This is a genomic window from Marinobacter sp. LV10MA510-1, from assembly GCF_002563885.1.
Taxonomy (GTDB): domain Bacteria; phylum Pseudomonadota; class Gammaproteobacteria; order Pseudomonadales; family Oleiphilaceae; genus Marinobacter.
Genome location: NZ_PDJA01000001.1, coordinates 2,323,504 through 2,345,227 on the forward strand (window position 1 = coordinate 2,323,504; position 21,724 = coordinate 2,345,227).

The 21,724-nt window shown below is 56.5% G+C and carries 21 protein-coding genes; 3 read left to right on the forward strand and 18 right to left on the reverse strand.

The annotated features are described in order from the left end of the window. Nucleotides 1–6: 6 nt before the first annotated feature. Both ribF and murJ read right to left on the reverse strand, forming a co-directional pair. On the reverse strand, nucleotides 7–999 hold the full coding sequence (gene ribF / locus ATI45_RS11135; RefSeq protein WP_098419558.1) for a bifunctional riboflavin kinase/FAD synthetase: 993 nt from the start codon (nucleotides 997–999) through the stop codon (nucleotides 7–9). 125 nt (nucleotides 1,000–1,124) lie between these two features. Beyond that, nucleotides 1,125–2,750, reverse strand: coding sequence for a murein biosynthesis integral membrane protein MurJ (gene murJ / locus ATI45_RS11140; protein ID WP_416376566.1), 1,626 nt, complete (start codon nucleotides 2,748–2,750; stop codon nucleotides 1,125–1,127). A 256-nt stretch (nucleotides 2,751–3,006) separates the two neighbouring features. Here murJ and rpsT point away from each other — a divergent pair, with 256 nt between their 5' ends. Then, on the forward strand, nucleotides 3,007–3,276 hold the full coding sequence (gene rpsT, locus ATI45_RS11145; protein ID WP_098419560.1) for a 30S ribosomal protein S20: 270 nt from the start codon (nucleotides 3,007–3,009) through the stop codon (nucleotides 3,274–3,276). A gap of 110 nt (nucleotides 3,277–3,386) precedes the next feature. Here rpsT and proB read toward each other — a convergent pair whose 3' ends face one another. The 4 genes from proB to rplU all read right to left on the reverse strand — a co-directional run bounded on the left by proB (nucleotide 3,387) and on the right by rplU (nucleotide 6,525). Beyond that, on the reverse strand, nucleotides 3,387–4,514 hold the full coding sequence (gene proB / locus ATI45_RS11150) for a glutamate 5-kinase (protein ID WP_098419561.1): 1,128 nt from the start codon (nucleotides 4,512–4,514) through the stop codon (nucleotides 3,387–3,389). Nucleotides 4,515–4,544: 30 nt separating this feature from the next. Then, nucleotides 4,545–5,738, reverse strand: coding sequence for an Obg family GTPase CgtA (gene cgtA, locus ATI45_RS11155; protein ID WP_098419562.1), 1,194 nt, complete (start codon nucleotides 5,736–5,738; stop codon nucleotides 4,545–4,547). Nucleotides 5,739–5,907: 169 nt separating this feature from the next. Then, the gene (gene rpmA, locus ATI45_RS11160; RefSeq protein WP_014870019.1) at nucleotides 5,908–6,168 is read right to left on the reverse strand and encodes a 50S ribosomal protein L27; all 261 of its coding nucleotides are present in this window, start codon (nucleotides 6,166–6,168) and stop codon (nucleotides 5,908–5,910) included. Nucleotides 6,169–6,213: 45 nt separating this feature from the next. Beyond that, nucleotides 6,214–6,525, reverse strand: coding sequence for a 50S ribosomal protein L21 (rplU, locus tag ATI45_RS11165; RefSeq protein WP_098419563.1), 312 nt, complete (start codon nucleotides 6,523–6,525; stop codon nucleotides 6,214–6,216). Nucleotides 6,526–6,754: 229 nt separating this feature from the next. Between rplU and ATI45_RS11170 the strand changes: the two genes are divergently transcribed. Further along, a complete protein-coding gene (locus tag ATI45_RS11170) occupies nucleotides 6,755–7,723 on the forward strand; it encodes a polyprenyl synthetase family protein (RefSeq protein WP_098419564.1) in 969 nt (322 codons plus the stop codon). Between the two features lie 101 nt (nucleotides 7,724–7,824). Here ATI45_RS11170 and ATI45_RS11175 read toward each other — a convergent pair whose 3' ends face one another. From ATI45_RS11175 to glyA, 9 genes are all read right to left on the reverse strand, one after another. Beyond that, nucleotides 7,825–8,487, reverse strand: a complete 663-nt coding sequence (locus ATI45_RS11175; RefSeq protein WP_098419565.1) for a DUF2057 family protein — start codon at nucleotides 8,485–8,487, stop codon at nucleotides 7,825–7,827. Nucleotides 8,488–8,630: 143 nt separating this feature from the next. After that, nucleotides 8,631–9,161, reverse strand: a complete 531-nt coding sequence (locus ATI45_RS11180; RefSeq protein ID WP_098419566.1) for a phosphatidylglycerophosphatase A — start codon at nucleotides 9,159–9,161, stop codon at nucleotides 8,631–8,633. 46 nt (nucleotides 9,162–9,207) lie between these two features. Further along, nucleotides 9,208–10,173, reverse strand: coding sequence for a thiamine-phosphate kinase (gene thiL / locus ATI45_RS11185; protein ID WP_098419567.1), 966 nt, complete (start codon nucleotides 10,171–10,173; stop codon nucleotides 9,208–9,210). Nucleotides 10,174–10,181: 8 nt separating this feature from the next. Beyond that, nucleotides 10,182–10,718, reverse strand: coding sequence for a transcription antitermination factor NusB (gene nusB / locus ATI45_RS11190; RefSeq protein ID WP_098419568.1), 537 nt, complete (start codon nucleotides 10,716–10,718; stop codon nucleotides 10,182–10,184). Continuing rightward, the gene (gene ribE, locus ATI45_RS11195; RefSeq protein WP_018405127.1) at nucleotides 10,718–11,194 is read right to left on the reverse strand and encodes a 6,7-dimethyl-8-ribityllumazine synthase; all 477 of its coding nucleotides are present in this window, start codon (nucleotides 11,192–11,194) and stop codon (nucleotides 10,718–10,720) included. The genes nusB and ribE overlap by 1 nt, the downstream gene beginning before the upstream one ends. Before the next feature lie 44 nt (nucleotides 11,195–11,238). Next, on the reverse strand, nucleotides 11,239–12,354 hold the full coding sequence (gene ribBA, locus ATI45_RS11200; RefSeq protein WP_098419569.1) for a bifunctional 3,4-dihydroxy-2-butanone-4-phosphate synthase/GTP cyclohydrolase II: 1,116 nt from the start codon (nucleotides 12,352–12,354) through the stop codon (nucleotides 11,239–11,241). A gap of 53 nt (nucleotides 12,355–12,407) precedes the next feature. Beyond that, complete coding sequence (gene ribD, locus ATI45_RS11205; protein WP_098419570.1) at nucleotides 12,408–13,523, reverse strand: bifunctional diaminohydroxyphosphoribosylaminopyrimidine deaminase/5-amino-6-(5-phosphoribosylamino)uracil reductase RibD; 1,116 nt, start codon at nucleotides 13,521–13,523, stop codon at nucleotides 12,408–12,410. Continuing rightward, nucleotides 13,520–14,035 (reverse strand): transcriptional regulator NrdR, encoded by a 516-nt coding sequence (nrdR, locus tag ATI45_RS11210; RefSeq protein WP_098419571.1) that lies wholly within the window; start codon nucleotides 14,033–14,035, stop codon nucleotides 13,520–13,522. Before nrdR ends, ribD begins: the two co-directional genes overlap by 4 nt. A gap of 69 nt (nucleotides 14,036–14,104) precedes the next feature. Then, nucleotides 14,105–15,358 (reverse strand): serine hydroxymethyltransferase, encoded by a 1,254-nt coding sequence (gene glyA, locus ATI45_RS11215; RefSeq protein ID WP_098419572.1) that lies wholly within the window; start codon nucleotides 15,356–15,358, stop codon nucleotides 14,105–14,107. A gap of 371 nt (nucleotides 15,359–15,729) precedes the next feature. On the opposite strand from glyA, the gene ettA reads away from it, so the two are divergent. Next, nucleotides 15,730–17,391 (forward strand): energy-dependent translational throttle protein EttA, encoded by a 1,662-nt coding sequence (gene ettA / locus ATI45_RS11220; protein ID WP_098419573.1) that lies wholly within the window; start codon nucleotides 15,730–15,732, stop codon nucleotides 17,389–17,391. 215 nt (nucleotides 17,392–17,606) lie between these two features. Here ettA and radA read toward each other — a convergent pair whose 3' ends face one another. From radA to ATI45_RS11235, 3 genes are all read right to left on the reverse strand, one after another. Next, nucleotides 17,607–18,986 carry a DNA repair protein RadA gene (gene radA / locus ATI45_RS11225; protein ID WP_098419574.1) on the reverse strand — a complete coding sequence of 460 codons (1,380 nt, stop codon included), beginning with the start codon at nucleotides 18,984–18,986 and terminating at the stop codon, nucleotides 17,607–17,609. A 72-nt stretch (nucleotides 18,987–19,058) separates the two neighbouring features. After that, the gene (hemE, locus tag ATI45_RS11230) at nucleotides 19,059–20,144 is read right to left on the reverse strand and encodes a uroporphyrinogen decarboxylase (RefSeq protein WP_098419575.1); all 1,086 of its coding nucleotides are present in this window, start codon (nucleotides 20,142–20,144) and stop codon (nucleotides 19,059–19,061) included. 128 nt (nucleotides 20,145–20,272) lie between these two features. Then, a complete protein-coding gene (locus ATI45_RS11235; protein WP_098419576.1) occupies nucleotides 20,273–21,691 on the reverse strand; it encodes an FAD-dependent oxidoreductase in 1,419 nt (472 codons plus the stop codon). Between the last annotated feature and the right edge of the window lie 33 nt (nucleotides 21,692–21,724).

The following is a 21,724-nucleotide window of genomic DNA, read 5'->3' on the forward strand; positions in this document are numbered from 1 at the left end:
TTTGGGTCAGTCTGTATTCGTAGTGTGATTCGCAGCAAGGTTCTGAGCTAGGCTCTCAGCAAGCCAGCGCCGGGCGCTGCTGAAATCTTTGGCAATCTGGGTTTTCAGGGCGTCCACCGATTCAAAGCGGACTTCATCACGCAGGCCATGGCGAAAGGTGACCTCAAGCCTCTGGCCGTACAGCGTGCCGGCGTAATCAAACAGGTGCACTTCCAGCGCCGGGTGTTTGCCGTCGACGGTCGGCCGCAAGCCAATATTGGCAATGCCGTCGTGCTCGCTGCTGTCGGCCAACCTGGCCTTTACCACGTAAACACCCTGCAAGGCGGGTATTTGGGCCAGGCGGATATTCGCCGTTGGCGCACCAATCTCTCGCCCCAGCTGGCGCCCATAAACAATGCGGCCAGCAATGTGATATTTCCACCCCAGTAAATGCTCGGCGCTATCCAGCTGATTGTCAGCCAGCAGTTTACGGATGCGGGTGCTGCTAACGCGGTCGCCCTCGATCACTACGGTGCGGGTGCTTTCAACCGTAAAGCCGGCGTCGGCGCCCACTTTTTGCAAAAATTTAAAATCACCGGAGCGGTCACAACCAAAACGGAAGTCGTCGCCCACCACCAGGTGTTTCACCGCCAGGCCCTGAATCAGTAGGCTATCCACAAAGCCCCAGGCCGAAAACTGGCGGAACTGCTCGTCAAAACGCAGGCAAAGCACTGCATCGATACCCTGCCCCCGCAAAGCTTCCACTTTCTGGCGGAAACCGGTCAGTCGCGGCGGCGCATCCACACCACGAAAGAACTCTTGGGGCTGGGGTTCAAAAATCACCACAACCGAGGGCAAGTTATGCTTTTCGGCTTGTGTTTTTACCTGCTCCAGAATCGCCTGATGGCCGCGGTGCACGCCGTCAAAGTTGCCCACGGTAGCCACGCAGCCACGCGCCAGTGGGCCTTCGCCCGATCGCGACAGCATTTTCAGGTTAGTCAGGCCGCGAATCAAGCGCATGCAAAGCAAACCTCTTTACTAGTGGATATTGCCAATCAATATTATCAATGAATCGCGACAATAAAATCGAACCAAGGATTAGAACCAATCAGCGTTTGGCACATGATAAGGCGCAGGATTATACCTTACCTGTGGCGAAAATGTTTTATACGCACCCCGGCCAGCGCCAGTGTAACAAAGTACGCAAGTGCGCCTGCAATCACCAGTATTGCCATATCCTGGGAGCGCTGAAAGCCGCCGGCTGCCAGCCACTGACTCACTGGCACGTTCAGCCACAAAATCACCGCCACCAGCGCGCCATTGGCCAGCGCGAGCTGCAGCCCGAACTTGCCCCAACCGGGCTGGCTGCGCCAAGCACCGATGGCTTTCAATCCGCGCCACAGCAAAAAGGCGTTGAGCCAGGCCGACAACGATGTGGCCAGCGCCAGGCCTGCGTGGGCCAAGGGGAAAATTAGTATCAGGTTAAACACCATATTAGCGACCATGGCGATGATGCCAATTTTCACCGGGGTGCGAATGTCCTGGCGGGCAAAAAAGCCCGGCGCCAGCACTTTGATAACCATGAATGCCAGCAGGCCCGCGGAATAAGCGCGTAGACTTTGGGCCGACATGGCCACATCGAAATCAGTCACTTCACCGTAGTGGAACAAAGTGGCAATAAGCGGCTCGGCTAGCAATCCCAGGGCCAACGCAGACGGCACACCAATGATTAACACCGCCCGCACCGCCCAGTCCAGAGTGGCAGAGAACTGATCCGCCGAGTCTGCCGTGTGCTTGCGGGATAAGCTGGGCAAAATCACCGTGGCAATGGCTATACCGAATACCCCTAACGGCAGCTCCGCAAGTCGGTCAGAATAGTACAACCAGGACACACTGCCGGTTTGCAGAAAAGAGGCAAGAACGGTGTCCAGCAACAGGTTGATCTGGCTTACCGATACGCCGAACAGCGCCGGCACCATCAGCTTCAGAATCCGGCTAACACCCTCGTGGCGGTAATCCACCCGCGGCCGCGGCATCAGGCCCAAGCGCATTAAAAACGGTAGTTGAAAAAACAGCTGTAAGGCGCCAGCAATCAACACGCCCCAGGCCAGCGCCATTATCGGCTCGTTCATGAGCGGCGCTAGCCACACGGCGGCAGCAATCATCGCCAGGTTCAGCAACACTGGCGTAAACGCAGGAACGGCAAAGCGGTCGTAGCTGTTGAGAATGCCACCGGCGAACGCCGTCAACGAGATCAGCAATAAATAAGGGAAGGTGATCCGCAACATATCGCTGGCCAGTGCGAATTTTATGTCGTCGCCCAGAAAGCCCGGCGCGAACACCGCCGTCAGCACTGGCGCGCCAAGCATGGCCACCAGCGTGACCCCCAACAGCACCAGGCCCAGCGAACCGGCAACCGCATCCACCAGGCGCTTTACTTCGGTTGCCGGCTGGTTTTCGCGATAAGACGACAGCACGGGCACGAACGCTTGCGAGAACGCACCTTCTGCAAACAACCGGCGTAGAAAGTTAGGAATCTTGAAGGCCACAAAAAACGCGTCTGCACCAGCACCGGCACCAAAATAGCGAGCAATTACCATATCCCGCACCAGCCCCAGCACCCGCGACGTCATGGTCATCACCCCTACCACACCAGACGAGCGCAGCAGGCCCGGCGCAGGTTTAATCGCGCTAACGGCCGGCACCGAAGGCTCTGATGGGGGCGGGGATTCGGGTGTCGGGCCCTGGGGCCCGGGAGATTGTTCAGACATGGTGTTTTGGCCGACGAAATTAGAGAAGCGGGAGTTTATCACAAGCCCTGCCTCCGCTGGCATTGGCACTTTTTGACTTGACAGGTCTCGCCGTTGGCGGCATAATTCTGCGTCATTTATTTCGACGCGCTGGATCTGGCGCGCCCGCGATGAAAGAGAGTTGCGATACGGGTGACTGAAGGGTTACTGCAACTGCATCTGGCGCTCTCAAACCAAATATTCAGCAACGAATTCAAGTACTTTCAGGAGTTTTACGGTGGCAAATTCCCCGCAAGCCAAAAAGCGTGCACGTCAGAACGAGAACAGTCGCAAGCACAACACCAGCCTGCGTTCTATGGCTCGTACGTACATGAAAAAAATTCACGTTCAAATCGCCGAAAGCAATTATGAAGGCGCGAAAGCTGCTTTTCTGCAAGCCCAGCCGATTCTGGACAGCATGGTTAACAAGGGTATCTTCCCCAAGAACAAGGTTGCTCGCATTAAGAGCCGCCTGAACATCAAGGTGAAGGCACTGCAAGCGGCGTAAGCCATTTGGGTGCACAAAAAACCGGCCAGCTGGCCGGTTTTTTTTATGTCTGCAGAAACGGCAAAGAATAACGCTAAGAGGCGATTACCTTCTAAAAGGCGATCACTATCCTAAGAGGCTATCACCATGTTGTCCCGGTGAATCAGCTCTTCTCCGGTCATAAAGCCCAGCAATTCCATGATGCGATCACTGGACTGGCCAGCAATCAAACGTGCAGCAGCGGCGTCGTAATTCACCAGGCCGCGTGCCACTTCTTTACCCTGCTCATCCAGACACGCCACCATCTCGCCGCGGCGGAATTCACCAGTAATACGGGTAACGCCTACAGGCAGCAAGCTACGACCACCTTGCCGCAACACCCACGCCGCACCATCATCAATTACTAGAGAGCCACGGGTTTGCAGGTGGCTGGCCAGCCACTGCTTGCGAGCCGCTACACGGCCCTGCTCCGGCAATAAAAACGTACCCAGCGCTTCGCGTTCGCGCAGCCGCCCCAGAACATTGTCGATGCGCCCGCCCACAATCACCGTGAAGGCCCCTGAGCGTGCTGCTAATCGCGCCGCACGAAGCTTGGTCTGCATGCCCCCGCGGCCCACTGCGCCGGCGCTACTGCCGGCCATGGCGTCCAGGTCGCGGTTACTGGCGAAGCACTCGTTCACCAGTGTTGCGTCGCTATGCTTGCGCGGGTCTTTATCAAACAGACCCAGCTGATCTGTGAGGATAATCAGGCCGTCAGCCTCAACCACATTGGCCACCAATGCACCCAGAGTGTCGTTGTCACCAAAACGGATTTCATCGGTCACTACCGTGTCGTTCTCGTTCACGATCGGCACTACGCCCAGCTCCAATAACGCCCGCAGGGTACTGCGGCCATTCAGGTAACGCTTGCGATCAGACAGGTCGTCGTGGGTCAGCAGAATCTGGGCGGTGTGTATGCCGTGGCGCTTGAACTGTGCTTCCCAGGTTTGCACCAAGCCCATTTGCCCTACGGCCGCGGCTGCCTGCAATTCATGGGCCTGCTGCGGCCGGCGGGTCCAGCCTAACCGGCTCATGCCCTCGGCAACAGCGCCGGATGACACCACTACCAACTCGACACCGGCCTGCATCAGCGCCGCCATCTGGTCTACCCAGCGGCCCAGAGCAGGCACATCGAGGCCTTTACCGTCGTTGGTTAACAGAGCACTTCCGATTTTCACCACCAGGCGGCGGGCCTGTTGCAGCTGGGCGCGTTCAGTCATGATTTAAATACGGTCTCTTACAGGTGCCACCTACTCCGGGGCGTAAACCACTTCTACGTCATGATCATCGTCGTCGAAGTCGTCGTCGTTGTCTTCTTCGCGGGCCGCGCGGCGAGCCATTTTTTCTTCGGTGATGCGGGCGCGGGCCTCCTCGTCCATCTGGCGCCGGCGAACGGCTTCCTGCTCGGCAGCTTCAGGGTTTTCAGCCTCTTCAGCCGCGCGTTCTTCAATCCAGCGCATAACCCCCTGGGTCAGCGGCTTGGTGCCTTCACCGGTCAGGGCAGAAACACGAAATACCGGACCTTTCCATTCCAGCTCATCAACAATGGCCTGGCAGTGAGCCTCTCGCTCTTCTTCCGGCACCATGTCAACTTTGTTCAGCACCAGCCAGCGATCGCGATTGGCCAGGGTTTCGCTGAACTTTTCAAGCTCGTGGGCGATGGCTTTCACCGCATAGGCCGGCGATGAACCGTCGTAAGGGGCCACGTCTACCAGATGCAGCAGCAGGCGGGTGCGCACCAAATGCTTCAGAAAACGGATGCCCAGACCAGCACCTTCGGCGGCGCCTTCAATCAAACCGGGAATATCAGCAATCACAAAACTCTGGTGATTCTGCACTCTGACCACGCCCAGATTTGGCACCAAAGTGGTAAACGGATAATCCGCCACTTTTGGCGTCGCCGCAGATACCGAACGAATAAAGGTGGACTTACCAGCATTGGGCATACCCAGCAAGCCCACATCGGCCAGAACTTTCAGCTCTAACCGCAGATTTCGGGTTTCGCCCTCGGAGCCTTTTGACGTCTGCCGTGGCGCACGGTTAATAGAAGACTTAAAGCGGGTATTGCCAAGGCCGTGAAAACCGCCCTGAGCGACTTTCTGACGCTGGCCTATGCGAGTCAGATCACCCAGCACTTCGTGGGTGTCCATATCCACTATGGTGGTACCTACCGGGACCGGCAACACCAGATCTTCGCCTTTGATACCGGTGCAATTGCGGCCGGAACCCTGTTCGCCGTTATGGGCCCTGTGCTGGCGCTGAAAGCGATAATCAATCAGGGTGTTCAGAGCATCGTTGGCTTCCAGATACACAGAACCGCCATCGCCGCCATCGCCACCGTCAGGCCCGCCCCGGGGCACGTATTTTTCACGGCGGAAACTCAGGCAACCGTGGCCGCCCGTACCTGCTTCCACAATGATGGTGGCTTCGTCTACAAATTTCATATTAGCTGTTGCTCTTTATGGTATTGGCTGCGGTTCTTTACGATGTTGACTGATCTTTACGATGCTGATTGAAACTCTTACTGATAACGGTGCACTGAAAGCGAAACCCTACAAACCAAAAAACCCCGCAGCCTCAATGAAGCAGTGCGGGGCTCTCGGAGACCACGACCTATGCAGCTGAAACGATGCTTACATACTTGCGGTTCTTGGGGCCTTTGACTTCGAACTTCACCTGGCCTTCGGCTTTGGCGAACAAGGTGTGATCCTTGCCCAGCCCAACGTTGGTGCCTGGGTGAAAACGGGTACCGCGCTGACGAACAATAATGCTGCCTGCGGACACGCTTTCGCCGCCGTAGCGCTTCACACCAAGTCGTTTCGACTCTGAATCGCGACCGTTACGGGTACTACCTGCTGCTTTTTTATGAGCCATGATAGGCCTCCTAATTAAGGGGTGTTCACCGGCTTTTTACCTGGACTAGCCCTGGATACCCGTGATCTTTACTTCAGTAAACCACTGACGGTGGCCCTGACGCTTCATAGAATGCTTCCGGCGACGGAACTTGATAATCTGAATCTTGTCGTGACGACCGTGGCTGACGACTTCTGCCGTCACTTTGGCGCCTTCAACAACCGGCGTACCTACTTTAACATCTTCGCCGTTGGCGATCAGCAAAACACGGTCGAACTCGATGTTACCACCGGTTTCTACTTCCAGCTTCTCTAGCTTCAGAGTTTCGCCTTCCTTAACCCGGTGCTGTTTGCCACCGCTAACAATAACTGCGTACATGTCTACTCTCCGCGATTGACCCATCTGCTCTTATCCACCTGGTTCTAAGGGAAGCGCTTTGGCGACCCTATAGCAGGGAGCGCAGGTTGGGATGAGTTGGGCGCGTGATTGTACGAAAAGCCGCCACGCAATACAAGCTGTGTTGACACTCTTCGCCTTGTTACCTAGCATTGCCGCGACTTGCCTGTTTTATCGACAGCAACAACACCGCCAAACACCGGAATCCTTCATGACAGCCCAGCGCATCTACGACACCGTAGCAGACGACTTCAGCCGCGTTAACGAACTGATTATCCAGCGTTTGTCATCCGATGTTCCGATGGTCGAAAAAATTGCGCAGTATATTATTGAAAGCGGCGGCAAGCGCTTGCGGCCGCTGCTGGTTTTGCTTGCAAGTCGCGCTGCCGGCTACAGCGAAGACAATCACCTGAAATTGGCCGCCGTTATCGAATTTTTGCACACCGCCACCCTGCTCCATGACGACGTGGTGGACACCTCCGATATGCGCCGCGGGCGCAGCACCGCCAACGCCAAGTGGGGCAACGCACCCAGCGTGCTGGTGGGCGACTTTCTATACGCCCGCGCCTTTGAAATGATGGTCGAGCTGGAAAGCCTGCCAATCATGAAGGTGTTATCACACGCCACCGCGGTGATTGCCCAAGGCGAAGTAATGCAGCTGATGAATGTAAAGAATCCGGATTTGACCGAAAACCAGTACATGCAGGTGATTCATAACAAAACGGCGATGCTGTTCGAGGCCTCGTCGCACTCCGGCGCCTTGCTAGCCGGCGCAAACCACACCCAGGAGACGGCACTGAAGAATTACGGCAATCATCTGGGACTGGCATTTCAACTGGTGGACGACGTACTGGACTATCGCGGTAACGCCGAAACCATGGGTAAAAACGTGGGTGACGATCTGGCCGAAGGCAAAACCACATTACCGCTGATTTATGCCATAGCCAACAGCAACGATGACGAAAAACAGCTGATTCGCCGCGCGATCCGCAAGGGCGGGCTAGACGATCTGCAACCGGTGCTGGCGATTATAAACACCACCGGCGCACTGGATTACGCCATGGCCAAAGCCAAAGATCAGGCGCAGCAGGCTAAGGACTGCTTGCAAAGCCTACCCGCCAGCGAACACCTGGACGCGCTCCACCTGCTGGCCGACATTGCGGTTGCCCGCATTAGTTAAACAACAACTACCCGGCAATTTAAACCCTTTACTCACAAAAAAACCTGCATCGCAACGGTGCAGGTTTTTTTGTGGCACGCAGCCTTTCCAAGGCGTGAGCGTTATTCGAACGCCCAGCGCAGGAAGTTTTTTTTCTCTTCGTCTGAGGCGGTTGCCCAAACGGCTTTCAGAGTGTCCAAAGCATTGCCTTGCACTGCGGCTGATGTCGCTTGTACGCCCGCGGCTCCCGGAATAGGTGTTCTGGCCAGAGCCTGGCTTGGCACGTAATTCTCAGATACGGTCGCTACCTGGCCACCACTGGTTACAATTTCCGCTGAAAAATCTTTCATGTCGCGCTCGGCTTCTCTACGCGTCGTCGGCTTGTTAAAGCGGAATTCGTAGACGGTGCCCGCTTTGGCATCAAAGCTGGCCAATTGCGGCTTACTTTCGACCACATCAACCTTGGATTCGCCATTGTCTACGACGGTGGTCTTTGCCCAAATGGTTTTGTAAACAAACACCACGTCGTTCTTGCCGGGCAAAAGAGCGTAGTCGAGCGCCAGATCGTCCATCAGGAAGTTGCCTACGGAGCGCCCGTTAACCTCGGTTACCCGAATTTCTCCCGGTGCTTTCAACGTCGCCGCATTCACGGCCTGAGCCGGGTTACCCTGCCAGGTTTCTACCCGGGTCATGGAACTGGAACAGCCAGCAAGAAATACCAGAATAACGGCAGGAAGCAGCAACCTGAAAACAGAAAACGAGCCAGACAGACGGCAATAATTCATTGGATCTCCTTGATGCAACAATAAAGAAAAGGTGCAAAATCAACTGTATCGGCTACAGCCAGTTTTTGTTCTACGCATTCTGACCAGCGGCCGTGAACAGGGCAAGCGCCGCAGGCGCCAGTTTCACGAAAACTATGCCGTTGTCAGGAAAAAACCTGCGGCATAAGCCACAGATCAATCAGGTAAAGGCAAACCAGGGCCATGATGGCGGCCACTACGTCGTCCACCATAATGCCGAAGCCGCCAGGCAGGCGCTCGTCCAGCCAGTTAATGGGCCAGGGTTTTATAATATCAAAAAAACGGAACATGACGAACGCAAGTAATACGCCAACGATGTGGTCCGGAAACAGCCCCAGGGCAATCCACATGCCTACAAACTCGTCCCAGACAATACCGCCATGATCGTGCACTTTCAGGTCGCGAGCGGTTTTTCCGCACAGCCACACACCCACAATAAACGCCAAAGCCACAATGGCCCAGTATATTGGCTGGGGTAACCAGGCAAACGTATACCAGATGGGAATGGCCGCCAGACTGCCCCAGGTTCCGGGGGCACGGGGCATTGCGCCGCTGCCAAAGCCAAACGCAAGAAGGTGGACAGGATCGCGCAAAAACCCGGGAGGCAATAGGCCTTCCGGTAGATCCGATTCTGTTGAAAAGTCGTTCTGGCTCATTGGGGCCCTGACGCAGTATGGTATGAAGAATGTCAGCCGCCCGCTGCTAAGTGATCGAAAAGTGATCGAAGCCCGGACGCCGTGAATAAACCATACCTGCGTCTGCATTTAGCCGCAAGCCTGGCTCCTGCTGCACCTGCCCGATCACCGTCAGTTGCTGTTGCAACCCGCGGCTGGCGGCGGCCCAGCGCTGTTCGGGAACGGTGACGCAGAGTTCGTAATCGTCACCAGACTGCAAGGCAAACCCTGCCGCTGCGTCGCCTTTTATCCGCCGCAGGGCTGCCGACAGCGGTAGTACTGCAAGATCGATGGTTGCACCCACGCCAGAGGCTCGCAAAATGTGCAGCAAATCGGCGTGCAGCCCATCGGAGATATCAATGGCTGCGGAAGCCACCGAACGCAGCGCAATACCCAGTTCCAGCCGTGGCTGCGGGTAATGGTAGCGCTGCAGTACACTGGCCGCGTCCGTTGCGGGAACCGTGTCGTACAAAAAATCCAGCGCCGCACCGGCATCACCCAGCTGGCCGCTAACGCACACAAGGTCTCCCTCACGTGCGCCGTCGCGACGCAGAGACTGGCCCTGTGGAACGGTGCCATGTACCTGCAGGCTCAACGTCAGGGGGCCTCGAGTGGTATCACCACCGGCCAGCACAATGCCAAACTGTTGGCTAGCCTGAGCCAGCCCCGCAGCGAAGCCTTCCAGCCAGGCGTCATCGGCGGCAGGCAAGGTCAAAGCCAGTGTAAAGCACACCGGCTGTGCGCCCATGGCGGCCAGATCGCTAACCGCAACGGCGAGCGCGCGCCAACCCAAAAAGCGCGAACAATAACCAACCGGAAAGTGCACGCCTTCAACCAGCGTGTCCACTGAAAACACCAGGTCATTATTGGCAGGCACACGCTGAATAGCGCAGTCATCACCCACTCCAAGCAGCAAACCGGAGCCGTCTGAGGCGGGCGTGGCCACCTTCGCCATCGGCGCGAAATAACGGCGAATCAGCTCAAACTCTCCCATTGCACTCATTAGCGGGGGCGAATTTCAGCCAGCCGCAACCGGCGGCTTAGTTTATCGAGGATGCTGTTTACAAACCGGTGGCCTTCAGTCCCGCCAAAGCGTTTCGCCATTTCAATGCCTTCGTTAATGACCACTTTGTAGGGCACATCCAGGCGGAATTTAAGCTCGTAAGCACCCAGGCGCACAATGGCCAGCTCTACCGGATCTACTTCTTGTAGCGGACGATCCAGAAACGGCTCGATCAGGCGATCCAGTTCAGCCTGCTCACGGCTGGTGCCATGCAGCAGGTCACGAAAATACAGCAGGTCCACTTTGCTCATGTCGTTATCAACCATGAACTCGGCTTCAATATTAGAAATCGCGCTTTTACTGAAATGGCGCTGGTATAACCCCTGCATTGCCATTCCGCGAGCGCGGCGGCGATCACCGGCTTTAGGCTGGGCAGGTTTTCCCGGGCTTGAGGCCGGATCGGGGGTTGTACCAGGTGTTGTACCGGGTGTTGTACCGGGAATTGCACCGGGAATAGTGTCTTCAGGTAGGCTCATTACTCACCCAGCTTCTTGAACAGGCTGACCATTTCAAGCGCTGTGATGGCCGCTTCTGCGCCTTTATTACCAGCTTTGGTGCCTGAACGTTCAATAGCCTGTTCGATGGAATCTACGGTCAGAACACCAAAGGCTACCGGAATATCGGTTTCCAGACTGACAGCACCCAAACCACTGGCCGCTTCGCCGGCAACGTACTCAAAATGCGGCGTGCCCCCACGAATGACCGCGCCCAGGGCGATAATGGCGTCGTAATTGCCCGTCTCTGCAACGCGCTTGACCGCCAACGGCATTTCGTAAGCACCCGGCACACGAATCACAACAATGTCTTCATCCGCGATACCGTGGCGGGTCAGGGTATCCAGAGCACCGTCCACCAGGCTCTCTACCACAAAACCGTTAAAACGCCCCACAACCAGAGCATAACGGCCGCTGCAGTGGATAAAATCACCTTCAATTACTTGAATTTCCGCCATCGGTGGCTCCTGTCAGGCTGCCGCAGCATACGGCAGCGGATTGATCATTCGGGAATGTAAGGCACGTACTCAACCACTTCCAGATCAAAACCGGAAATGGCGGAGAATTTCATCGGCGGACTTAACAGCCGCATTTTGCCCACACCAATATCACGCAGAATTTGCGAACCAGTGCCTACCGTAAAGTACACGCCAGAGCTGTCTTTACCGGCGCCACTACGGCCATGCTCATAGAATTCCTGAATACGGTCTTCCAGGTTGTAACTGTCTTCGGCACCGTTAAGCAAAACCACAACACCGAGCCCCTCAGCAGCCACTTTTTGCAGCGCCCGGTGCAACGGCCAGCTGCGGGAATCGCGGCGGCGGGCTCCCAGCAAGTCGCGCAGGGTGTCGGTAATATGTACACGTACATGCACCGACTGCTCCGGGGAAATGTCCCCCATGGTCAAGGCCAGATGAGTGGTGCCATGAATGCTGTCACGGTAGGTGTGCAGCTTGAAAAGGCCGTATTCGGTGTCTAGCTCGTTTTTCTCTATGCACTCAACCGTACGTTCGTTGGTGGTGCGATAGTGTATCAGGTCTGCGATGGTGCCTATTTTCAGGTCGTGCTCGGCGGCAAAGGCTTCGAGATCTTCGCGCCGCGCCATAGAGCCATCGTCTTTCATGATTTCACAGATGACGCCCGCCGGCTCACAACCCGCCAACGCTGCCAGATCGCAGGACGCTTCGGTGTGGCCAGCGCGACTGAGCACGCCGCCGGCGTCTGACATCAAGGGAAAAATATGGCCCGGTTGCACCAGGTCTGATGCCTGGGCATCGCGGCCGACAGCGGCCTGCACCGTACGGGCACGGTCAGCAGCGGAAATACCGGTGGTAACCCCCTCCGCCGCTTCAATAGACGCAGTGAACTTGGTACCAAAACCAGAAGCATTCTGGTTAACCATCAACGACAGCCCCAACTGCTTGCAGCGATCGCGGGTCATCGGCATACAGATCAGCCCACGACCAAAACGGGCCATAAAGTTGATATGCTCAGCCTCGCAATGCTCGGCCGCCATGACCAGATCGCCCTCATTTTCGCGATCCTCGTCATCCATCAAAATAACCATTTTGCCCTGACGAATATCTTCAACAATATCTTCGATCGTATTCAGTGCCATAACGCGGTTGCACCCTTGCAGCGCTCCTGCCCGGAGCCACCGTGAATTGATAGTTAACGACGCGCCAGAATCAGCCGCTGGTCAGCGCCTAACTGACGGCGGTCAAGCACCTGCCATTGTATTTTGTCTGCCATGGATTCCAGCGGCAAATTGGCCGTTGGCCGCCCGGTACTGCCAAGAAATACCGGGGCCTGATAGAGCCAGAGTTCATCCACCAGATTCTCACTGATAAAGCTGCCTGCCAGAGTTGGTCCGGCCTCTACCAGCACTTCATTGATGCCTATATCGCCTAGCGTGTCGAGCATTTCGGCCACGTTCACACCCTTATCGTGCCAGGCTACGCCACGCAGGCGTATGCCCAACGCAGCCAGATCCTGGGCCGCGCTGGTCGCCAGCGAGGCGGTAGCACAGAATACCTGTACTTTACCTCCGCGGAAGATTTTCGCAGATGCTGGCGTGCGGGTATCGCGGTCGGCAATTACCCGTAGCGGTTGCCGCCCGGGCTCGGTGGCGCTGCCAATATCGCCCATTTCTTCGCGCCGCACGGTTAACGATGGATCGTCCGCCAGCACCGTACCCACTCCGGTCAGAATGGCGTCACTCATGGCGCGCAGACGCTGAACGTCGCTGCGCGACTCTGGCCCGGTAATCCATTGGCTCTCGCCCGACGCCATAGCTGTGCGGCCGTCCAGACTGGCGGCCATTTTCAGCCGTACCCAAGGGCGCCCGCTGATCATGCGTTTCATAAAGCCCGGGTTCAACTTGGCGGCTTCGTCTGCCAGCAAACCCACGTGGACACGAATGCCGGCGGCCCTGAGCATCTCCAGCCCGCGACCGGACACATTGGGGTTTGGGTCCAGCGTAGCAAAAAAAACCTGTGCAACTCCGGCTTCTATCAGAGCCTTGGCGCAAGGCGGTGTGCGCCCGAAATGGCTGCAGGGTTCCAGGGTGACATACGCTGTAGAGCCGCGGGCGGCAGTACCGGCCTGGCTCAACGCACGTACTTCGGCGTGGGCTTCTCCGGCGCGTTCGTGCCAGCTTTCACCCAAAATGCGATCCCCGCGGGCAATCACGCAGCCTACACGGGGGTTCGGATGGGTGGAATAACGGCCACGCCAAGCCAACTGAACAGCACGGGCCATAAAGGCCCGGTCGCGAGTGGTGATCATGACTTTTTTTCCGCGCCCGAATCCGCCAACGCCTTAGTTACGTCTGCCACCGAATCACCACTGCCGGCCGTAAGACGCTCGATTTCTTCTTTGAATTCATTCACATCTTGGAAGCTGCGATAGACCGACGCAAAACGCACATAGGCTACTTTGTCTAGCTGGCGCAGTTCCGTCATCACCTCTTCGCCCAGGCGCATGGATTTTACTTCGCGCTCGCCGGTGGCCCGCAGCTGCGCTTTGATATGGCTCAGCGCGGTATCTATCTGTTCAATACTGACCGGGCGTTTTTCCAGCGCTTTCATCAGCCCCGAACGCAGCTTTTCTTCGTCAAAAGGCTGGCGTGTGCCGTCCTGTTTCACTACCCGCGGCATAACCAACTCGGCGGTTTCAAAGGTAGTGAACCGTTCACGGCACGAAAAACATTCCCTGCGGCGACGCACCTGATTGCCTTCTGCCACCAGGCGCGAGTCAATCACTTTGGTATCGTCTTCAGCACAGAATGGACAATGCATAATCAGAAACTCTGGAGAGAACCCCAGGCCCAGCCCAAACGGGCCTGGCCTGGGGTAACAACTGGCAACTTACGCGTATACCGGGAAGCGGGCGCACAGGGCTTCAACCTGCCCGCGCACACGGTCAATCACGGCTTCGTCGTTCAGGTCGGCAAGAATGTCACAAATCCAGCCGGAAAGTTCGCGACATTCCGCTTCGGCAAAACCACGAGTGGTAATAGCCGGCGTACCAATGCGCAAACCCGAGGTAACAAACGGCGAGCGCGGGTCGTTCGGCACCGCGTTTTTGTTCACGGTAATGTGAGCCCGGCCCAGTGCTGCATCGGCGTCTTTACCGGTGATGTCCTGTTTGATCAGGCTTAACAGGAATAGATGGTTTTTGGTACCGCCGGACACCACGTCAAAACCGCGATCAACAAACACTTCGGCCATGGCCGCGGCGTTTTTAACCACTTGCTGCTGATACGTCTTGAAATCGGGGCTCATGGCTTCTTTAAAGCAGATTGCCTTAGCCGCGATCACGTGCATCAGCGGGCCACCCTGGCCACCGGGGAATACCGCGGAGTTCAGTTTCTTGTGCAGGGCTTCGTCGTTACAGGCCAGAATCAGACCGCCGCGGGGGCCTCGCAGGGTTTTGTGGGTGGTGGTGGTCAGCACGTGGGCGTGGGGGACTGGATCAGGGTAAACACCCGCTGCCACCAGGCCGGCTACGTGAGCCATATCGACAAACAGGTAGGCGCCCACTTTATCGGCAATCTCGCGGAAACGGGCGAAATCAAGATACTGCGAATAAGCGGAGAAGCCGGCGATGATCATCTTCGGCTTGTGCTCAACCGCCAGCGCTTCCACGTCGTCGTAATTGATCAGACCTGTGTCGGTGTCGATACCATATTGAACGGCATTGTAGATTTTGCCAGAGAAATTCACGCTGGCGCCGTGGGTTAGGTGGCCACCGTGGGCCAGGCTCATGCCCAGTACCGTATCGCCCGGATTCAGCAGCGCTAAAAATACCGCCGAGTTGGCCTGTGAGCCAGAGTGCGGCTGCACGTTGGCGTAGGCCGCTCCGAACAATTCTTTGGCGCGATCAATAGCCAGCTGCTCGGCAATGTCTACAAACTCACACCCACCGTAGTAACGCTTGCCGGGATAACCTTCGGCGTACTTGTTGGTCAAGTCGCTGCCCTGCGCTTCCATCACCCGCGGGCTGGTGTAGTTTTCCGACGCAATCAGCTCGATATGAGCTTCCTGGCGATGGCTCTCCGCCTGCATGGCGTTCCAGAGCTCGTCGTCAAAACCGGCGATTTTCATATCACGATTAAACATGGATGCGCTGCCTCTGTGTGCTTGGCTGACCGTAAATTTTAGCCCACTATTCTAGCTCATTGTCGGGGGTAAAATCACCCTTTAAACCGCCAGCGACTGTTGACGCAGGCCAACACATAGTTCCTCACTGCTCAAACCGAGGGCAGATTTAAAGCAGGGGACGGATTTTAAATCTGTCCCCTGCCTACGAAACCTGCTGTTTGGGGACAGATTTGAAATCTGTCCCCTGCCTGTTAACCCTGCTGACCGGGGACGGATTTTAAATCCGTCCCCTAGCCTGTGAAATCTGCTGCAATTGCTATAGCAGGGCTGTTTCGCTACCTTATTGCGGTTAATTCCGCACATTTTAAATTCTGGAGGATTCCACCCTTATGGCCCAGTACGTATTCAGCATGAACCGAGTTGGCAAAGTGGTTCCGCCCAAACGCGAGATACTCAAGGACATTTCCCTGAGCTTTTTCCCGGGCGCCAAAATTGGCGTGCTCGGCTTGAACGGGTCTGGTAAATCCACCCTGCTGCGCATTATGGCCGGCATTGATCAGGATTATTCGGGCGAAGCCCGCCCTCAGCCCGGCATCAATGTGGGCTATCTGCCCCAGGAGCCAGAGCTGGACGACAGCAAAACCGTTAAGGAAATTGTCGACGAAGCCGTAGCCGAAGTTCACAATGCGCTAGCAGAACTTGACCAAGTGTACGCCGCTTATGCCGAACCGGATGCCGACTTTGACGCTCTGGCCAAAAAGCAGGAAAAACTGGAAGCCATTATTCAGGCAACCGACGGCCACGACATTGAGCGCAAAATGGAAGTTGCCGCTGATGCCCTGCGCCTGCCCGCCTGGGACCAGATGGTGAAAAACCTGTCCGGTGGTGAACGCCGCCGCGTTGCCCTGTGCCGCCTGCTGCTGTCTGGCCCGGACATGCTACTGCTAGACGAGCCCACTAACCACCTGGATGCCGAATCCGTCGCCTGGCTAGAGCGCTTCCTGCACGACTATGACGGCACCGTTGTAGCCATCACCCACGACCGTTACTTTCTGGACAACGTTGCCGGCTGGATTCTGGAACTGGATCGCGGCCACGGCATTCCGTTTGAAGGCAACTACAGTCAATGGCTGGAAAACAAACAGAATCGCCTGGAGATGGAATCCAAGCAAGAAGCCTCACATCAAAAAGCCGTGAAACACGAGCTGGAATGGGTGCGCAGTAACGCCAAAGGCCGCCAGTCCAAGAGCAAGGCCCGCCTGGCACGCTTTGAGGAAATGAGTTCGCAGGAATTCCAGAAGCGCAACGAAACCAACGAATTGTACATTCCACCCGGGCCGCGCTTGGGTGACCAAGTGATTGAAGTGAACGGCATTAGCAAAGCGTTTGGCGATCACCTGCTGTATGAAAACGTGTCTTTACAGGTACCACAGGGCGCTATCGTGGGTATCATCGGCGGTAACGGCGCGGGTAAATCAACCCTGTTCCGTATGATCGTCGGCGAAGACAAGCCCGATACTGGCAGCATTACCATCGGCGAGACCGTAAAGCTGGCGTATGTGGACCAGAACCGCGACCTGGACGGCAGCAAAACCGTTTGGGAGTTGCTCAGCGACGGCCAAGACATTATCAAGATAGGCAACTACGAAACGCCATCGCGGGCCTATGCCGGCCGCTTTAACTTCAAAGGCTCCGACCAGCAAAAGCGGGTGGGCGACTTGTCTGGTGGCGAGCGTAATCGCCTGCACCTGGCCAGCCTGTTAAAAGAGGGCGGCAACGTGCTGCTGCTGGACGAACCGACTAACGATCTGGACGTGGAAACCCTGCGTGCTCTGGAAGAAGCCCTACTGAACTTCCCGGGCTCGGCTTTGGTGATCTCTCACGACCGCTGGTTTCTGGACCGGGTGGCTACTCATATACTGGCGTTTGAAGACGACGGCGAAGTGATTTATTACGAAGGCAACTTCAGCGACTACGACGAAGACCACAAGAAGCGCAAAGGCGATTCTGCCATGGTGCCGCAGCGCATGAAGTACAAGAAATTAGCGTAAATGCTGCTCTCCGCCCTGTTGGACGGAGCCTCTCACTTCTTGGGCAACAACCGGGGACCGGACCAGGGGCGGATTTGAAATCCGTCCCCTATCTTACTTTTTGGCCTTAGGGACGGATTTCAAATCTGTCCCTGGTATTGCGCCTTGGTCTTAGGGGCGGATTTGAAATCCGTCCCTGGCCTTGCTCTTTCACCAATATGTTTGCGCAGATTTTGCTAAAGTTCGTCGAGAGCCGTCAGTGCGTCACTCAGCTTTGTCACCGGAATAACCTTCATGCCGTTAACGGCTTTGCGCGGGGCGTTGCCTTTTGGCACCAGCGCGTGGGTAAAGCCGTGCTTGGCCGCCTCGTTGATCCTTTCCTGGCCGTTGGGCACCGGGCGAATTTCGCCAGACAGGCCTACTTCGCCAAAAATCATCAGATCTTGCGGCAGCGCACGGTCGCGGAATGACGACACAACGGCCGCCAGAAGTGCCAGATCGGCACTGGTTTCAGCGACTTTTACGCCGCCCACCACGTTCACAAACACATCCTGATCCGCCACGTGCATGCCACCATGGCGATGCAGAACCGCCAGCAACATGGCCAGCCGGTTTTGATCCAGCCCTACCGCCACTCGCCGGGGATAACTACCCTGAGCCGTATCCACCAGCGCCTGAATTTCCACCAGCATGGGCCGGGTGCCTTCCCACACCACCATCACCACACTGCCGGGCGCCGCTTCTTCGCCACGATTCAAAAAGATAGCGCTGGGGTTCTTCACTTCTTTCAAACCCTGCTCCAGCATGGCGAACACGCCCAGTTCGTTCACCGCACCAAAGCGGTTTTTGATACCCCGCAGGGTGCGATAGCGGCTGTCGCTTGAGCCTTCCAGCAAAATGGAGCAGTCAATCATGTGCTCCAGCACTTTCGGCCCGGCCAGGCTGCCGTCTTTGGTGACGTGCCCCACCAACAGCAAAATAGTGCCGGTTTGCTTGGCAAAGCGGGTCAGAAACGCGGCGCTTTCACGCACCTGGGACACGCTGCCGGGCGCCGATTCGGAATCGGCCACGTGCATCACCTGAATACTGTCGATCACCAGAATTCGCGGCTTTTCCACTTCTACAATCTGCAGCAGCCGCTCGACGCTAGTCTCTGACAGCATTTTCAGATCTGAAGTGGGCAACCCCAGGCGTTTGGCGCGCATGGCCACCTGTTGCAGAGATTCCTCGCCGGTTACGTAAAGGGCCGACACCGAGCTTGCCAGGTTGCACACAGCCTGCAACAGCAGGGTGCTTTTACCGGCGCCGGGGTGACCGCCCATCAACACCGCCGAACCTTCCACCAGGCCACCGCCCAGAACCCGGTCGAACTCGGCCATGCCGGTGCTCAAGCGAACCTGTTCGGCCAAGCTGACATCATTCAGGCTTTGCACCGCCGACAGGCTGCCGGCGAAGCCTTCGAAGCGGGAACCGCGGGCGCTTTTATGGGCCGGGGCGGAAACCCCACGCATCTCGCTAAGGGTATTCCATTCTTTACAAGCCGTGCACTGGCCCTGCCATTTGGAATAGTCGGCACCACAATCGGTGCAGACATACGAGGTTTTCACTTTGGCCATAAATCAGCTCTGGTACGGTTCGTTTTGATGATGCTATTAATTTTGATGGTGCTATCAATTTTGATGGTGCGCTTAATTTTTATGGTGCTCTTGACCTTGGTGGTACTGCGGGCTCAGCTCTACCACCGCATCAATAAACGCGCCGGCATGGGCTGGGTCTACATCCGGCGTAATACCGTGGCCCAGATTGAAGATATGGCCCGAACCATGGCCAAAGCGGCGCAGAATATCGCCCACTTCTTCACGAATGCGCGCGGGCGGCGCGTACAGCATGGTCGGGTCCATATTGCCCTGCAGCACAACTTTGTCGCCAATTCGGGCGCGGGCGTCGCCAATGTCCGTGGTCCAGTCCAGGCCCACAGCGTCGGCGCCACAGTCTGCAATGGTTTCCAGCCACTGACCACCGTTTTTGGTGAACACAATCACCGGCACCCTGCGGCCTTCGCTTTCCAGATTCAGGCCAGCGATGATTTTACGCATGTACTTCAAGGAGAACTCTTCATAAGCCCAGGTGGTGAGCACGCCGCCCCAGGTGTCAAAAATCTGCACCACTTGGGCGCCGGCGCGAATCTGGCCGTTCAGGTAATCGGTAACCGCATCTGCCAGGTGGTCCAGCAACTTGTGCATGACTTCGGGCTGGCCGTACATCAGCTTTTTGGCTTCGCGGAAATCTTTCGACGAACCGCCTTCTACCATATAAGTAGCCAAGGTCCAGGGGCTGCCAGAGAAACCAATCAGCGGCACCCGTCCGTTCAGCGCACTGCGGATGGTCGACACCGCGTTCATTACGTAATCCAGATCCACCTCGGCGTTGATTTTTGGCAACGCGTCTACATCGGCAGCGGAACGAATGGTGTGTTTGAACTTCGGGCCTTCACCGGTTTCAAAGTAAAGGCCCAGGCCCAGCGCGTCCGGAATGGTCAGGATGTCAGAAAACAGAATGGCCGCGTCCAGCGGGAAACGCTCGAGCGGCTGCAGAGTAACTTCACAGGCCAGCGGCGTGTTTTTGCACAAACTGAGAAAGTCACCGGCCTTGGCGCGGGTAGCGCGATATTCCGGCAGATAGCGACCGGCCTGGCGCATCATCCACACCGGCGTGCGGTCTACAGGCTGGCCCATCAGGGCGCGAAGGAAACGATCGTTCTTCAGTTCAGTCATAAAAATGTCCAGCGTTCTCAGTCATTAAATGGTCATAACATTCAGCAGGCAATGATACCCCGTTTGCCTCAATAAAAAAGGGCGACCTGTTTTTTGCAGGCCGCCCTCTGATTCACCTCTAACTTATTTCAGATATCTAGATAATCCATGATGCCTTCTGCAGCCTGGCGGCCTTCCCAGATGGCCGTTACCACCAGGTCAGAGCCCCGCACCATGTCGCCGCCGGCAAACACCTTGGGGTTGCTGGTCTGGAAGGCAAAATCCGCTTTCTCTGGCGCCGTCACCAGGCCGGAATCGCTGGTGCTCACCTGATGCTGGCCGAACCATTCTGCCGGGCTGGGGCGAAAACCAAAGGCCATCAGCACCGCGTCTGCAGGAATGATTTCCTCAGTGCCCGGAATCACTTCCGGCCGGCGGCGACCGTTTTCGTCAGGCTCGCCAAGCTGGGTAGACACCACTTTCACGCCTTCCACCTGACCGTCACCGACAATGGCCACCGGTTGGCGATTAAACATGAAGTTCACGCCTTCTTCGCGGGCATTCGATACTTCCCGCCGTGAGCCGGGCATATTGGCTTCATCGCGACGGTAAGCACAGGTTACGCTGGCGGCTTGCTGGCGAATGGAGGTGCGATTGCAATCCATGGCTGTGTCTCCGCCACCAAGCACCACTACTCGCTTACCCTGCATATCGATGAAGTCCTCAGTACTGACTTCAAATCCCAAGCGACGATTTACGTTAGAAATCAGAAATGGCAGAGCCTTATGAACGCCGGCCAGATCTTCGCCGGGGAAATCACCTTGCAAGGAGGTGTAGGTGCCCATGCCCATAAATACCGCATCGAAGTCGCTGAGCAGATTGCTCATCTGTATGTCTTTACCCACTTCGGTGGACAGCCGAAATTCAACACCCATCTCTTCAAACACTTTGCGGCGGCGCGCCATTACCGACTTTTCCAGTTTGAACTCGGGGATGCCAAAGGTCAGCAGGCCGCCAATTTCCGGGTAAATATCGAACACCACCGGCGTTACACCGCTGCGCACCAGCACGTCGGCGCAGGCCAGGCCCGCGGGCCCGGCGCCAATCACCGCCACGCGCTTGTCGGTGCGCACCACCTTCGACATATCCGGCTTCCAGCCCAGGGCAAAGGCGGTATCGGTGATGTACTTTTCTACCGAGCCGATGGTCACCGCGCCGTAACCGTCATTCAAGGTGCAATCACCCTCACACAAGCGGTCTTGCGGGCACACCCGCCCACACACCTCGGGCAGTGAATTGGTCTGATGACACAACTCCACGGCCTTCATGATGTTGCCTTCCGCCACCAGCTTCAGCCAGTTGGGGATGTAGTTGTGTACCGGGCACTTCCACTCGCAATAGGGATTACCACACTCCAGACACCGATGGGACTGGGACGCCGCCTGATCCTGCGTGTAAGGTGTATAAATTTCATTGAATTCCTTTTTGCGCTTGCGGGCCGGGACCTTTTTCGGGTCTACGCGCCCTACTTCTACAAACTGGAAATCGTTATTCAGTCGCTCTTTCATGGATTGCTCTCTACATTCGTCTGTTCGCACTGA